Origin of the sequence: Wolbachia endosymbiont (group B) of Scrobipalpa ocellatella (assembly GCF_964188425.1) — a bacterium.
Taxonomy (GTDB): domain Bacteria; phylum Pseudomonadota; class Alphaproteobacteria; order Rickettsiales; family Anaplasmataceae; genus Wolbachia.
Genome location: NZ_OZ077190.1, coordinates 1,336,072 through 1,349,434, shown reverse-complemented (window position 1 = coordinate 1,349,434; position 13,363 = coordinate 1,336,072). Strand labels below are relative to the sequence as shown.

Below are 13,363 nucleotides of genomic sequence, written 5' to 3'. Positions count from 1 at the left end.
CAAGTAGAGATTGATGGATAAGAAGTTAACTAAAAATAAAAAATCATTGACGAATGAGAAGAATAAAAAAACATCTCTTGTTAAAGATTTTGCCAAAAATAAGAGTAGAAGAGATTTTATCACATTAACTACGTGTGCCATGGCAGGTATAGGAGCTGCAAGCGGTCTTTGGCCATTGGTTAAGTCTATGAATCCTTCTGCTGAGGTTTTAGCGATGTCTACGGTTGAAGTTAATCTATCTGATATTCAAGAAGGACAAGGAAAAAAGGTAAAATGGCAAGGTAAGCCAGTATTTATCCGCAAGCGCACAAAACAAGAGATTGAGGCTGCAAGAGCCATAAATGCAGAAAATTTGAGAGATCCTGAATCAGATGAAAAAAGAGTATACAAAGGAAAAGATGAATGGTTAATTATGATTGGAATATGCACCCATCTTGGATGTGTACCAGTTGATCACGCTACAAAAGACGGCAACGGTTGGTTCTGCCCTTGTCACGGTTCATATTATGACACATCAGGCCGAGTAATTGGCGGTCCTGCACCAAAGAACATGGCTATACCTGACTACTTTTTTCCAAGTGAAAATATTGTAGTAATTGGCAAGAAGGCTTAACGGATTTTCATAATTAAAGTAATAAAAGTATATTGCATTTCAAGAAGCACACTGACTTCATAGGCAAAGCTCTTGAAGTCTATCAAGCTAATTTTATACTATGCACATATTCGGGTGATAATTAAGAAACTTGCCTGCCAAATTTTCAGAGTTGACAGCTAAATTTAAAACTTGTTCCTTTGCGTCAGAAAAATTCTGACTAACTTGCTTAAAGTTATTTTCTAACTCTTCGAGGATGGAGCTGAAATTAAAAAAACTTTTCTGCATTTTATCAAGATTTTGAGTTATATAGCTTAATACATAAAGATAGAGACAAGAGGGGAAGAGATATGGTAAAGCAAGAAAAAGCTGAAAGTGAGGGAATAAATGGAGTCACCATATCAATATGAATTAAGGGAAAGAGTGATTTCAGTGGAATTGGGAGTCGCAATAGTAAAAGTGAAAGAAATCTTCAAAGTAGAACTATCCCCCAAAGCTGCACATGGACATAGAATATCCTTTGTCAGGGATGGACGTAAACATTGAAGATCTTCCCCTAGAGCTGGATATAGATATAAAGTCATTTATGCCATTACCTATATTCGAGAAAAATATCACATGCCAAGAACCTTGTCAAAATTATATAATCTATCTCTAGAGCAGGTTATTGAGAATGTCAATCCACATAAAAGAGCCAGGTATTCCTAACACCACTAAACTCACAAATTCATTTGCTAGAGTTTATAAGTTCTTGTTTATAATAATTTTATTATATCGTAAAACCATCTATATCGGCCTATTTAAACAGATTTTACTTTCCTTAAGGATTTTTTAAAGACCACCTATTGAATTCTATGATATTATTTTTTGTGAGATTGTTATACACGTTATGGCAAGGAAGGCAGAGAGATTTGTTAAGTAGTTTTTGCATCTATATGAGCTACTTGAATAATGGTTACAATATTTGTACAATTGTACAGCATGAGCTGAGTTCGCTTAGCCCTTATCTACATATTCAGTTCCACCAACAGTTATTGCATCGACCTTGAGTGTTGGCTGACCAACTCCAACAGGCACATTTTGCCCGTCTTTTGAGCACGTACCAACACCAGGATCTAACTTTAGATCATTACCAATCATTGATACTTTTTTTAGCACTGTTGGCCCATCACCAATTAGTGTTGCTCCTTTCACTGGCTGTGTAATTTTACCATTTTCTATTAGGTAAGCTTCTGAAGATGAGAAAACAAATTTTCCTGATGTTATATCAACTTGTCCACCACCAAAATTTACTGCATATAGGCCTCTTTTTACACTGGATATTATTTCTTCTGGTGCATATTTTCCTGCCAACATATAGGTGTTTGTCATGCGTGGCATAGTAACTTCTTTGTAACTTTCTCTTCTACCATTACCAGTTGGATTTACACCCATAAGTTTAGCGTTCATATGATCTTGCATATATCCTTTTAGAATTCCATCTTCTATAAGCACATTATAGCCAGGTAAAGTACCCTCATCGTCTATGCTAATAGAACCACGCAAATTAGGTAGAGTTCCATCATCAATTACAGTAATGTTACTGGCTGCCACTTGTTTACCCATAGAATTTGAAAATGCCGAGATTCCTTTACGGTTAAAATCACCTTCAAGTCCATGACCTACAGCTTCATGCAATAATATTCCTGGCCAACCTGAACCTAAAACAACTGTCATCTCTCCAGCCGGAGCTGGAATTGCCTCAAGATTTACTAGCGCTTGTTCTAACGCTTGGTTTGCAACTTTTTTCCACTTCTTCTCAGAAACAAATTTACTATAAGAGTCTCTTCCACCGTGCCCTGCAGAACCTCTCTCTGCTCGGCCATTTTTCTCTACGATGACTAGTACATTAAAACGTACCAAAGGCCTGATATCGCTTAACCTGTGATCATCTTTTATTATTTGTACAACTTGCCATTCTCCATTTAGAGTTATTTTTACCTGCTTCACGCAGTTATTCTTCGACCTTACATACTCATTAATCTCATTGAGTAGTTTAATTTTTGAGCTCAGATCCATTTCATTTATGGGATTAATCTTTGAATACAGGCTTTTTGCCTCCTCATTTAAGTTTACTGAATTTGTTTTGCTTAAAGATGCTGAACTTTTTACCATAGAAGCAGCTTTACTAATTTCTTTTTCGCTAATCTCAGAAGAGCAAACAAAAGACGTACTATCTTCACAAAAAGACCTGAGACCAAATCCTCTTCTGATATTTAAATCCATATGTTTTAATATATTATCATCAAAAATCAGGGATTCTGATTGGCAAAACTCTAAAAATAGCTCACCACCATCACTATTGCTCAAAGCGTTGTTGACTATTTTATATACATTATTAATATTAACATTGTTCTGAGCAAAAAATATTTGATCTAGATTTGGCATTACCTTTGAGCTAAAAATTGTTTAAGTATATTATTTAATTTTAACATAGTAAATCACAAAAAGCCCGGGTGGCGGAATTGGTAGACGCGCTAGCTTCAGGTGCTAGTAACTTTTCAAGTTGTGGAAGTTCAAGTCTTCTCCCGGGCACTCTGTATTGATTTTTGAGTCAATTAATGCTATGATATAATGTATTTACTACTAAGTTTATGAGTTATGAAGAAAAAAAGCTTGTTTACAGAAAGAAAATAAGAACTTATTCAAAACGCTTGGTTACTGCACTATCTATTGCTTCTTTGAGTGGGTACATAGCAGCATTAGCCCTAAATATTTCTTCCTTAAGCTTGTATTTTACTATTGTCAGCACTATACTAAGTGCACTTTCGCTTGCTTTAAATATATGGTCATTAACTGATCATTTTAGGCAGTGTGGCCTTAATAAGCAACTCGATACCTCTCGGCAAGAGAAATTAATGAAGATCTGCCTCGACATTGCATCTAACGTTTCATTTTTAATAGGAGGAATTACATCTATATTACCTCTTGAATTTCCTATTATCCCCTTTATTTCCGTTGCTTTTTTTATTCTAGGTTGTACCTTTATGGCAACCAATTTCATTCGAACTATGATTAGTCAGCCGCAAATAGATGAAACCAAAACCTCAAAGTTAGTGATCATTTGAACATTCAATCTGCAATAGCTGCCTAATTATTACATGTTAATAACTTAGCTTATTTAACTTGACAAATTACGCCATCTCCCTTACTATGATAGCAAGAGTATTTACCCTTGTTTTTAATCTCCGCGGATTTAACAGCAAAATTCAGTAAAAAACTCAAATATTTATTGGCAAATTACATAAAAATTATAGCGGCTGCATGTCTTTTTTATTTTTTCTACATTCAGCCAAATCGCGCTTGTTAGTACATTATCAATTTAAATTATTAAAACTCGCTATACGGGGGTTCTTTTGTCTTTTTTTACTTAGTAAATTTCTTAATATTTGTAGCTAAAGTAATTTTAGAGAGCCAGCGTGGGACACACAACCGCACTAACGTTTATTTTTGAAGGTACTATTTATATAGATGAAATGTTCAAAAGTAAAGCATTTAAATATCTAATTCTTACTTCCCAAATTTCAAATTATCTTCCTCCTATTTTATTAATAGCAGGTTTGGTGTTGCAGTACCAATCTAGTTGCGTAGACAGTAAAGTACTCATTGGATTTGCTATAGTACTAGGTTGTACTTTATTATTACAATTAGCAAGTGAGATCTACGAGAGAAAAGTTGTAAATCTTGTAAAAACTGAAGGAAGAGGTGATGAACAAAATGTACCTATAGGAGCATTAACCGAAAAGCCAAGCAGCATTGTAAATCCCGATAGTGTTCACGCTCATGGAAGAGAGCAAGTTGTGTAGTGCATTTATTGTTCTTGGATTAATTGATAGCTATTCTCCATACTAAAATCTCTGGCTAAAAATAGCGAGCCACAGATTAGTATGGTTTTGACGTTTTGTATAGAAGCTTTTAGTATGTGATTTGATATAGCATCTCTGATTGATTCACATTCGATAGCATTGATTCCTATATTATGAGCTCCTTCTCTAATTAAATCTGTACTTGTTGCTTTAGGTTCAGATTTAACACAAACGGCGCATAGTAGTTTGATGTATGGCTTTAAGTGCTCTAAGAACTCTGCGACGTTTCTGTTACGAGTAACACCAAAGATCATATAGATACCTTCAGCAAAATTGTCTCTTACCCACTTAGCTAACACTCTGGCACCATCATTGTTGTGCGCGCCATCTAGAAATAATTGCCAATCTTTTGGTAATAAAAAAATTAAATTACCTTCTTTTATAGACTCTAGCCGCGCAGGCCAATAAGTGCTCTGTAAACCTGAAGCAATGTCCTCTTCTCCAATATTAAATCCATACTTCCCACTCAAAATGCTACATGCTGCAATTGCGTTTCCTGAATTGATTATTTGATGATCTCCTTTTAAAGATGGCAAAGAAAATTCTATTGATTGAATAGTCGATTGAAAGACCATCCTGTTATTCTGTTTTTCGCAATTCCACTCAAATCCTCCTCTATATAAGGGAGATTTTTTGTTTATTGCGTGTTGTTCTAGCGTGTTCATTATAGATTTTTCTTGTGGTGCTATTACGCAAGGAACATTAGGTTTCATTATTCCAGCCTTTTCACCTGCTATGGTTTCTACGGTAGGACCAAGATATTCTGTATGGTCAAGTGCAATGGAAGTGATGATCGTTAGAATCGGATTATCTATAACATTTGTTGCATCAAGCCTTCCACCCAGACCCACTTCAACTAAAGTAATATCAGCTTTATGACGAGAAAAAGCTAAGAAGGCTGCAGTCGTTGCGGCTTCAAATAGAGTGATGGGTTGTTCTGCGACTGCTATACGGCATTCTTCCAGTGAGTTATGTAATTCACTATCATCGATATCATTGCCTGCAACAACTATTCTCTCATTAAAATTCACTAAATGTGGAGAAGTGTACGTATGAACTTTATACCCTGCTGCTTGCATTATATATCTTATAAAGGATAGTGTTGATCCTTTGCCATTAGTGCCAGCTATGTGAATTATTGGCGGTATTTTTTTCTCGGGATTACCCAGTTTATTTAGAAAACTTTTTATGCGATCAAGAGAAAAATCCTTTGGCCTACTGCCAATCGGCTTAGGCCAATGAGGCATGTATATCATAAATTATTGTTACGTTTTAATTCATCTATTACACTTGCCATGCCGTGCGTGTCGATTTTTTCACTAAATTGAGAACGTTGATTAATAGCAATACTTATCCCACTCATTACAACATCGTTTATTAAGAAAGAATTGTCATTTTTAGTCACTTTAAAGTCAATGTTTGTAAATTCCTCATCACCATAAGAAAATCTTGTTCCTATCAGACAAGTTTCATCGTCAACTGCTTTTGTACTCATTATGATCATTTCACTATTATTTATGTATTTATACAAAATTTTAGCGCACAAGCGCGCGAGATATACTTCATATTCTTTTAGAAACTCTTCTTTTTCTTTCTGAGTAGATAAATTCCAATATTTCCCTATGACAAATCGAGATATTCCTTTGAGGTCAACATTATTCTGAATAATTTTCAGAAGTTCTTCTTGTACATGTTCTAGATTTTTTCTATTCCCTTTCATAGACGTGTTGTCTACTTGCTGCTTCATGGCAAGCACAAAAGTTTTGTGCCCTATACAATTCGCGTAAGCACTTGAGGAGATTACAATAAAAATGGTTAAGAACTTAATAAGATTCATAAGATATATTTATTAGCTATGATACTTAAAATGCAAAATTTAACAAAGGCAAAATAATGATCGCTAGTTTTAATATATCTATAGACATACTCTATATAAATAATCTATAATTAATTTAGGGGTCTGTGCTATGCGTTATGAGTTAAGTTAAATTTCCCGAGCGATAATTTCTGATCAAGGGAATTGCCTCTGTTAATTTCATTGAAATTAGTACGTGATGCCCACCTTAACTTTAGGTCTCAGGAATCTACTAAGACTGACGGTAGATATGGATCCCTTTTCCATTATTTAGGTTTATGTTACACCAATATAAAGAACAAGGTGTTTTTTTCTGTTCATCTCATGAGATATTTCAAGTTGTAATTGACGTTGAGAAGTATCCTGATTTTGTTCCTTGGTGCAAAGCTGTTTATATAAAAGAAAAAACTGATAGCCAAATGATTGTGGACCTCCTTGCAGCTTTTCATGGCATTAAAGGAAGTTACACATCAGAAGTGACCTTTCTTTCTCCAAATGGAGCAAATAAAAGTTGGATAAAAGCTGTGTCGTCAAATGGAATATTTAAACATTTATACAACGAATGGAAATTCACTCCTATAGATGAAAGTAAAACTATGGTAGAGTTCTATATAAAGTTTGAATTTAAATCCAATTTGTTTTCCGCCTTATTAAACTCAGTTTATAAATACACACAAAGTAAAATAATTGCTGCATTTAAAGACAGAGTAGAAAGTGTTGCCGAGAAAAAGTTATCTTGACATCATTTATATAAATGCATAAATTCTTTAATAAGTTAAGTATTTCCATTGTAATGATTTTTAGATTATTGTTCTTACTTATTTTTATAAGTGTTAGTTCTTATGCAGCTATTGAACAAAACTTACCCAACACTCAAAAAACTGATGAAATAACATCAAAAGAACTACTGTCACTACTGCCTGATGATAAATTATTAGGTGATCCAAAAGCACCAATTTTAATGATAGAATATGCTTCGCTCACTTGTTATCACTGTTCTCTTTTTCATAAGAAAGTTTTTCCTAAAATCAAAGAAAAGTACATAGATACAGGTAAGATGTTATACATATTCCGTCATTTTCCTCTAGATTACAGAGGATTAAAAGCTGCAATGCTAAGTTATTGCTATGAAAAAGAAGAAGACTATTTTAATTTTAACAAAGCTGTGTTTAATGCAATAGACTCGTGGAACTACTCTAATTTTAGTGATTTAACTATACTACAAAAAATTGCTGCACTAAGCAATTTGAAGCAAGATGTATTTAACCAATGCATTAATGATAAAAAGATGATGGACAAAATTATAAATGATAAATCACTTGCAATTAATAAACTTGATATCACAGCTACTCCTGTATTCATCATCAAGATTAACGATGACAAATCATATGTAGAGAATGGTAAAATCAAACATGAAGGGTATAGAGAGCTGGAATACTTCACTAATGTAATAGATGAGTTATATGGAAAAGCTATAGTGAAGTAATAACACTGTAGCTTACCATATAAAAACCCTATGCTGAATCATTATTTTTTGATACTGTTTGTTGCTTTTTACGCTCAAACTCTCTTTTTTTACTGTGCCAAGCATAATAATACATAGCAATTTTATTCTCTATTAATACTATCGTTCCATCATAAAATTGGACCATATCCATAACTTTTTTCTGAGCTTCGTTAAAGCGTTCTTTGTACTTCTCGCGATAAGCTGGATTGTGCAGTAATTTCACTCCTTCATTATTATTAGATTTCTTGCTTAACGTTTCAACTTCGTTAGCAATGTTATAAGACATATAACCCCCTCTAATTGATTATAAAAATTACATTTTAAGAGAGATGTAAAATAAACGATCCCTTAATTCTAGTATAACAATTGGTTATTATACTAGTTAACCATAGTAAAATATATAATAATCTTTGTCACTTAAAATTTTACTTTATAAAATAACAACTTAAAATAAAAATTTTTATTATTCTTAACTCTATTGTTATATCTATAAATCTTATATAGATTAAACCTCCTTAGTTTATATTATAAAACTTAATGCGTCATAACTTTAGCAGAAAATCGTTGTACATAAGAAGCTTATTTGCAAAAGAGTATAAAAAAATAGAAGAACATTGTACTCTTGATAAGAAACAACGTATTCAAATCACTCCTGAAGAAGGAAAATTATTAAATTTATTTATCAAAATCCATAAAGTTAAAAGCATAGTTGAAATTGGCACTTTATATGGTTATTCGTCAATTTGTATGGTAAAAGCTTTACCGAAAGATGGTCATATATATACAATAGAAAATAATCCTCAACACTCAAGAATAGCAAAAAAAAATTTTAGTGCTTTTAATCTAAGTGATAAAATTACTCTAATAGAAGGTGATGCACTGGAAAAAATTAATGAATTATCAGCAAAGGCACCATTTGACATGATATTCATCGATGCTGACAAAAGTAGTTATCCTAAGTATTTAGATTGGGCAGAGTCATACATTAAACAAGATGGGCTAATCGTTGCAGATAACACTCTATTATTTGATACAGTATTTTTAGAATCTCCTCCAAAAGAAGTATCAGAAAAGTCATGGCATGCTATGAGAGAGTTTAACGATAGATTGTCAGATGAAAAAAAATATTTCTCCATATTGATTCCTACTCTTACTATTACCCACAAATATAAAGTTCGTGAGCAAGTCGCCATCCTTCTGCTAGATCAAAGAGACGTCTCCATCCTTTCCAAATAGTAATGGGGCCTGGTTCTAGATCATTTTTTCTAGCCAAATGTCCTCCAAGTTGAGCAATCCATGAAACAGCTTCTTTTATAGTAGGAGTTGCATTTGAACATGGTTTTCTATGTATTTTTACATATAGAACTTTCCATTCTTCTTCGGCTAATAAGGTAGTACACGGTAATGTTGGATCAGTTCTTGCAATTGTTGTAATAAAGAAAATTCTCCAAGCAATAATACTCATTACTGTTAAATATCGCATCAACCTTTCTGCTGTTCCAAGCCTACATTCTTCAACTTTGAGACCAGATTTTAAAATTTTATGTAATATTTCTATTTTCCATCTAAGACAATACCACCTAACTTTTTCAACAGCTTCATCAAAGGTATTGACTGGAAGATTTGTTAAAAGCATCCACTCTAGCGGATTTGTTTCAGAAGGAAAGTCTTTTTCAACAACGTAAACTGCATAGTGTGGTAATTTAAGTAATTCTTCTGTCTTATGCCTAATACTATTCTTAGATGGATGCATAATAAACTTTCCGAATCTAACTTCCAAATGTGCTGTTCTTTTTGGCTTATTATCTTTTGCAGGAACTTCAACTTTTACCGTACCTGCACAATGAGAGGATTTAATAAATTCCCATAACTTCTGCTCACCTTTTTCAGGATATCGAGATTTTCTATTTACTGCCCTATCTTTGGAAGCTCTAACTAACACTGCCGAATTAAGATTATATGCAAGCTCAAAAAACTCATATATATCTGCTTCTCTATCGCATATGGTTATAGTCTCAGTTTGAGTTGAATCAATAATGTTGTTTGTGTTGCTTAAAGTTTCTAACCATTTTATACTCTCTTTATCTTCAATGCGGATACTGTCATTGTTCTTTTTTTTTATGTTTTCAGATTCTTCAGGTCTTGAATAAATTTTTTGATCTAGTATCCCTAGTACCAAACCTTCTATACTAACAGCTAGAGCTGTATGCATTATAATACCTTGACTATGTTTTCTTGTAATAACTCCCAATCCACTTGTTTTTTCATGGTCTGTGTATGAAATATAACTTGTATCTTGGATCACAAAAATTTTTTTATGGGCTTTTGTTCTTTCAACTGTTTTAGCAACGTGTGAAGCTAGAATATCGCCTTCTTTCACGTTCTCATTTTGAAAAAAACGATATGCTGCTTTTGCTTCTGACCAACTTCCACACGCCTGATTGATTGAGCTTTCAGGTAAACTTGTAAAACTATCAGCAATATTTACTAATCGGTCAGTTAACCTTTTATCTCCAAGTACAGCATCTCCAAATTCATTTTCAGCCCATTCATTATTCCTGTTTGCCATTTTTTACCCTCAATGTTTGCAAACTTTAATGTTGTAATACTTTATTTTTATGTCCATTTATATTTGTGGGTAATAGTAAGATTCCTACTGACGAAGGAATGACTGTAGCTTTAAAACTAACGCAAGTTAAAAATCAAGGTTAGCGTAATGTCTAGGGGGAGTTAAGCCAAAAACTCTCTCTAATAATATTTCGCGAAAACAAGGCCTTGATTTAACAATGGAGTACCATTCTTTTAAAATCTTACTTTTTTCCCAGGGAAAACTATTTACGTAGTCTATTATAGAAATATGTGATGCTAAAGTAATATCGGCTAAAGTGAACTTATCGGTTGCAAGCCAAACGTTCTTGTTAATTAAGTGTTCGATGTATTCCATATGGTAAGGCAGGTTATGCTGAGCTGCATGAAGAAATCTAGAGTCAGGGCTGCGGTTAGTAATTACTTTTTCATTCATAATATACTTAGTAACTTCATTGTAAAATTTGCTATCGAACCAATTGATTAAAGCGCGTATTTTAGACTTAATAATAGTTGATGAACCAAGTAATTTGACGTTACTATTGTAAATCTCTTCTATATATTCACAAATGGCATTACTATCCGCTATTACAAAGTTATTATCTATTAATACTGGTACTTGTCCGATTGGATTGATCTCCATGAATTCATTCCGCTTTTCCCATGGATTTTCATATACCAAATCACAACTCAGCTTTTTTTCCTTGAGAAGAGCTCTAACTTTTCGTGAAAATGGACAAAGAGGAAAATGATATAAAATCATAATATTCCTCTTTTGTTATTCCAATACCTATATGTTGTCATTCCAGTACGTGACATTGGAATCCAGCTTATTTCATTATGGACATTACTTTTAACATATATTCCTAGAATCCATTGTCCATTGTATAATTTCCAAATATTTTTATACTTGAATCCCAGTACAACTGTACGAACATTGTAGTTTGAGAGCAATCCCCACCGGAAGGGTGTCATTTCAGTGATTGACACTGGAATCCAGTTCTTATTATACAACAGCCTAATGTATTCATTTAAAATTAAGTTTTCTGGATCCCAGTGTCTGGACACTGGGATGACAGAAGAAGAGTATTTTAGGTAACGGCTGTTTACTCCAAAGTAATGTTGCAAAAGGTCTAACATATAAATTATAAGACTAATATAGAATATACCTTGCTAAAAAAAAAAAAAAGTATAACCTTTGATAAGGTATGCAGGCAAAAATTCTGTAACTTGGTCAGGTCAGAAATGAAGCAACCATATCAGAATCTTTTTGGGTTGCATACCTATTTGTACTATTTGTTTTATTCTAGGCTATGAACATAGCATTAAAATATCGTCCTAGTAGCTTTAAAGATTTAGTAGGTCAAGATATATTGGTGCGTATACTAGAAAATGCTTTTACTCTCAACAAAATTCCACAATCTATACTGCTTTCTGGTAGCAGTGGAATTGGTAAAACCACCACTGCAAGAATAATAGCTTTATGTTTGAACTGCTCATTGGGGCCAACTTTTGAACCTTGTGGATCATGTACAAGTTGTCTGGCAATAAAAAATTCAAGCCATCCAGATGTAGTTGAAATCGATGCGGCAAGTCACACTAGTGTTGAGGATGTTAGAGCGATCTTGGGAGATATTTGCTATTTACCAATAAGTTCTAAATTTAAAGTTTACATTATAGATGAAGTACACATGTTATCCAGTAATGCATTTAATGCATTACTTAAAACTCTAGAAGAACCACCATCTAGCGTAAAGTTTATTCTAGCAACTACAGAAATAAAAAAGATACCAATAACTGTTATTGCACGTTGTCAAAGGTTTGACTTACATAACATTCCTTCAGCTAAGATAATGGAGCGTTTAAATGATATTGCACAAAAAGAAAATTATTTTATTGAAAAAGAAGCATCGGAATTAATTGCTCACCACTGTAGCAATTCAATGCGTAACGCTTTATTTTTGATGAATCAAGCATTGCTATATAGCAAAGATGGTACAATATCCACTCAAAGTGTTACAGACATACTTGGTCTAGTAGATAGAAACGTTATATTTGATCTACTGGAAGCAGTATTAGATAGTGATTTACAGAAGGCTTTGTTAGTATTCGACAATGTGGTAAAAACAGCAAATCCGCTCAATATTTTTGAAGATCTGCTGCAAACAATCCAGTTAATATGCCGTTTTTTAATTACAAAAGAGATTGATACAGAATATGAGAAGAGCAGAGTAAAAGATTTGAGTGCAAAAAAGTCTTTAATATTTTTTTCGAGATTGTGGAAGGTGCTGCTTAAGGGTATTCAAGATATAAAAATTTCAACATGCAATGAGGTTGCTGCTGAAATGATGTTAATTAGCCTTTGTTATCTTTCTGATTTGCCTTCTCCGGAACAGGTGATCAAAAAAATTCTTTCACAGAATGTAGAGCAAGGAAATAGACAGGGCAGACCTGTTGCACCTTCCCCCTCTGTCATCCAAGTAACTGACTACTCGGATCCAAAAAAATATGTGGAAAAACCCCACTCTGTCATCCCAGTGCGTGACACTGGGATCCATGTGAAAAATAAACAACAAAATTACGATTTTGATAAGATTTTGCAACTATTAAGGCGGAGTAACCAAATTTATCTTTACAAACAACTGTGTAGTAATCTAAAATTAATAGATTGTAAATTTGGGTATTTAAAATTAAAAGCTGTATCTAACTTGAACAGTAATTTTTGTAATGACTTGAAAAGTTACTTAAATCAAGCTACTAATCAGGAGTGGGTTATTATAGTTGATACGAGTTATATGAATAGGGAAGTGAGTAATTTAAATTATGCACCTGTAGTTAAGGATATATTAAATACGTTTAAAGGTGCAAAGGTAGTTAATATAGAAAATAAGGAGTAGGTTGTGGATTTCAGTCAAATA

General features: G+C 33.3%; 14 protein-coding genes, 1 tRNA gene, 2 other RNA genes and 1 pseudogene. 11 read left to right on the top strand and 7 right to left on the bottom strand.

What is annotated here, in order from left to right; genetic code table 11:
• Positions 1-13: 13 nt before the first annotated feature.
• Complete coding sequence (petA, locus tag AB3210_RS06420) at positions 14-613, top strand: ubiquinol-cytochrome c reductase iron-sulfur subunit (RefSeq protein ID WP_006014178.1); 600 nt, start codon at positions 14-16, stop codon at positions 611-613.
• 366 nt (positions 614-979) lie between these two features.
• A complete protein-coding gene (locus AB3210_RS06415; protein ID WP_019078626.1) occupies positions 980-1,138 on the top strand; it encodes a hypothetical protein in 159 nt (52 codons plus the stop codon).
• A 450-nt stretch (positions 1,139-1,588) separates the two neighbouring features.
• Here AB3210_RS06415 and tldD read toward each other — a convergent pair whose 3' ends face one another.
• Positions 1,589-3,019, bottom strand: coding sequence for a metalloprotease TldD (gene tldD / locus AB3210_RS06410; RefSeq protein ID WP_007302340.1), 1,431 nt, complete (start codon positions 3,017-3,019; stop codon positions 1,589-1,591).
• A gap of 62 nt (positions 3,020-3,081) precedes the next feature.
• On the opposite strand from tldD, the gene AB3210_RS06405 reads away from it, so the two are divergent.
• The 3 genes from AB3210_RS06405 to AB3210_RS06395 all read left to right on the top strand — a co-directional run bounded on the left by AB3210_RS06405 (position 3,082) and on the right by AB3210_RS06395 (position 4,437).
• A tRNA-Leu gene (locus tag AB3210_RS06405) sits at positions 3,082-3,166 on the top strand.
• Positions 3,167-3,225: 59 nt separating this feature from the next.
• Positions 3,226-3,699 carry a hypothetical protein gene (locus tag AB3210_RS06400; RefSeq protein ID WP_007302339.1) on the top strand — a complete coding sequence of 158 codons (474 nt, stop codon included), beginning with the start codon at positions 3,226-3,228 and terminating at the stop codon, positions 3,697-3,699.
• Positions 3,700-4,050: 351 nt separating this feature from the next.
• Positions 4,051-4,437: a hypothetical protein gene (locus tag AB3210_RS06395; RefSeq protein WP_007302338.1), complete on the top strand. Its 387-nt coding sequence runs from the start codon at positions 4,051-4,053 to the stop codon at positions 4,435-4,437.
• Between the two features lie 5 nt (positions 4,438-4,442).
• Here the strand turns inward: AB3210_RS06395 and AB3210_RS06390 are convergent, their stop codons facing one another.
• Both AB3210_RS06390 and AB3210_RS06385 read right to left on the bottom strand, forming a co-directional pair.
• Entirely contained in the window at positions 4,443-5,753 is a 1,311-nt protein-coding gene (locus AB3210_RS06390) for a bifunctional folylpolyglutamate synthase/dihydrofolate synthase (protein WP_367363638.1), read from the bottom strand.
• Entirely contained in the window at positions 5,750-6,334 is a 585-nt protein-coding gene (locus AB3210_RS06385; protein ID WP_007302336.1) for a phospholipid-binding protein MlaC, read from the bottom strand. The genes AB3210_RS06390 and AB3210_RS06385 overlap by 4 nt, the downstream gene beginning before the upstream one ends.
• Positions 6,335-6,451: 117 nt before the next feature.
• On the opposite strand from AB3210_RS06385, the gene ssrS reads away from it, so the two are divergent.
• The 3 genes from ssrS (at position 6,452) to AB3210_RS06370 (ending at position 7,838) form a co-directional block, all read left to right on the top strand.
• Positions 6,452-6,613: non-coding RNA, 6S RNA (gene ssrS / locus AB3210_RS06380), on the top strand.
• Between the two features lie 17 nt (positions 6,614-6,630).
• Positions 6,631-7,092 carry a type II toxin-antitoxin system RatA family toxin gene (locus AB3210_RS06375; protein ID WP_006013504.1) on the top strand — a complete coding sequence of 154 codons (462 nt, stop codon included), beginning with the start codon at positions 6,631-6,633 and terminating at the stop codon, positions 7,090-7,092.
• Positions 7,093-7,145: 53 nt separating this feature from the next.
• Positions 7,146-7,838 (top strand): thioredoxin domain-containing protein, encoded by a 693-nt coding sequence (locus AB3210_RS06370; protein ID WP_007302335.1) that lies wholly within the window; start codon positions 7,146-7,148, stop codon positions 7,836-7,838.
• A gap of 28 nt (positions 7,839-7,866) precedes the next feature.
• Here AB3210_RS06370 and AB3210_RS06365 read toward each other — a convergent pair whose 3' ends face one another.
• Positions 7,867-8,145 (bottom strand): DUF2671 domain-containing protein, encoded by a 279-nt coding sequence (locus tag AB3210_RS06365; protein ID WP_007302334.1) that lies wholly within the window; start codon positions 8,143-8,145, stop codon positions 7,867-7,869.
• Positions 8,146-8,396: 251 nt separating this feature from the next.
• Between AB3210_RS06365 and AB3210_RS06360 the strand changes: the two genes are divergently transcribed.
• Positions 8,397-9,095 carry an O-methyltransferase gene (locus tag AB3210_RS06360; protein WP_262986267.1) on the top strand — a complete coding sequence of 233 codons (699 nt, stop codon included), beginning with the start codon at positions 8,397-8,399 and terminating at the stop codon, positions 9,093-9,095.
• On the opposite strand, the gene AB3210_RS06355 is transcribed toward AB3210_RS06360, so the two are convergent.
• The 3 genes and pseudogenes from AB3210_RS06355 to AB3210_RS06810 form a co-directional block, all read right to left on the bottom strand.
• Positions 9,016-10,428 (bottom strand): IS4-like element ISWosp2 family transposase, encoded by a 1,413-nt coding sequence (locus AB3210_RS06355; RefSeq protein ID WP_214303148.1) that lies wholly within the window; start codon positions 10,426-10,428, stop codon positions 9,016-9,018. The genes AB3210_RS06360 and AB3210_RS06355 overlap by 80 nt on opposite strands.
• A 126-nt stretch (positions 10,429-10,554) precedes the next feature.
• Positions 10,555-11,208, bottom strand: a complete 654-nt coding sequence (locus tag AB3210_RS06350) for a glutathione S-transferase family protein (protein WP_052265014.1) — start codon at positions 11,206-11,208, stop codon at positions 10,555-10,557.
• Between the two features lie 206 nt (positions 11,209-11,414).
• Positions 11,415-11,522 (bottom strand): annotated as a pseudogene (locus AB3210_RS06810) (WPE palindromic element domain-containing protein); the annotation flags it as partial.
• A gap of 121 nt (positions 11,523-11,643) precedes the next feature.
• Here AB3210_RS06810 and ffs point away from each other — a divergent pair.
• Together ffs and dnaX are read left to right on the top strand one after the other, a co-directional pair.
• Positions 11,644-11,742, top strand: an RNA gene (gene ffs / locus AB3210_RS06340) — signal recognition particle sRNA small type.
• A gap of 16 nt (positions 11,743-11,758) precedes the next feature.
• Positions 11,759-13,342, top strand: a complete 1,584-nt coding sequence (dnaX, locus tag AB3210_RS06335) for a DNA polymerase III subunit gamma/tau (RefSeq protein WP_007302330.1) — start codon at positions 11,759-11,761, stop codon at positions 13,340-13,342.
• Positions 13,343-13,363 lie beyond the last annotated feature (21 nt).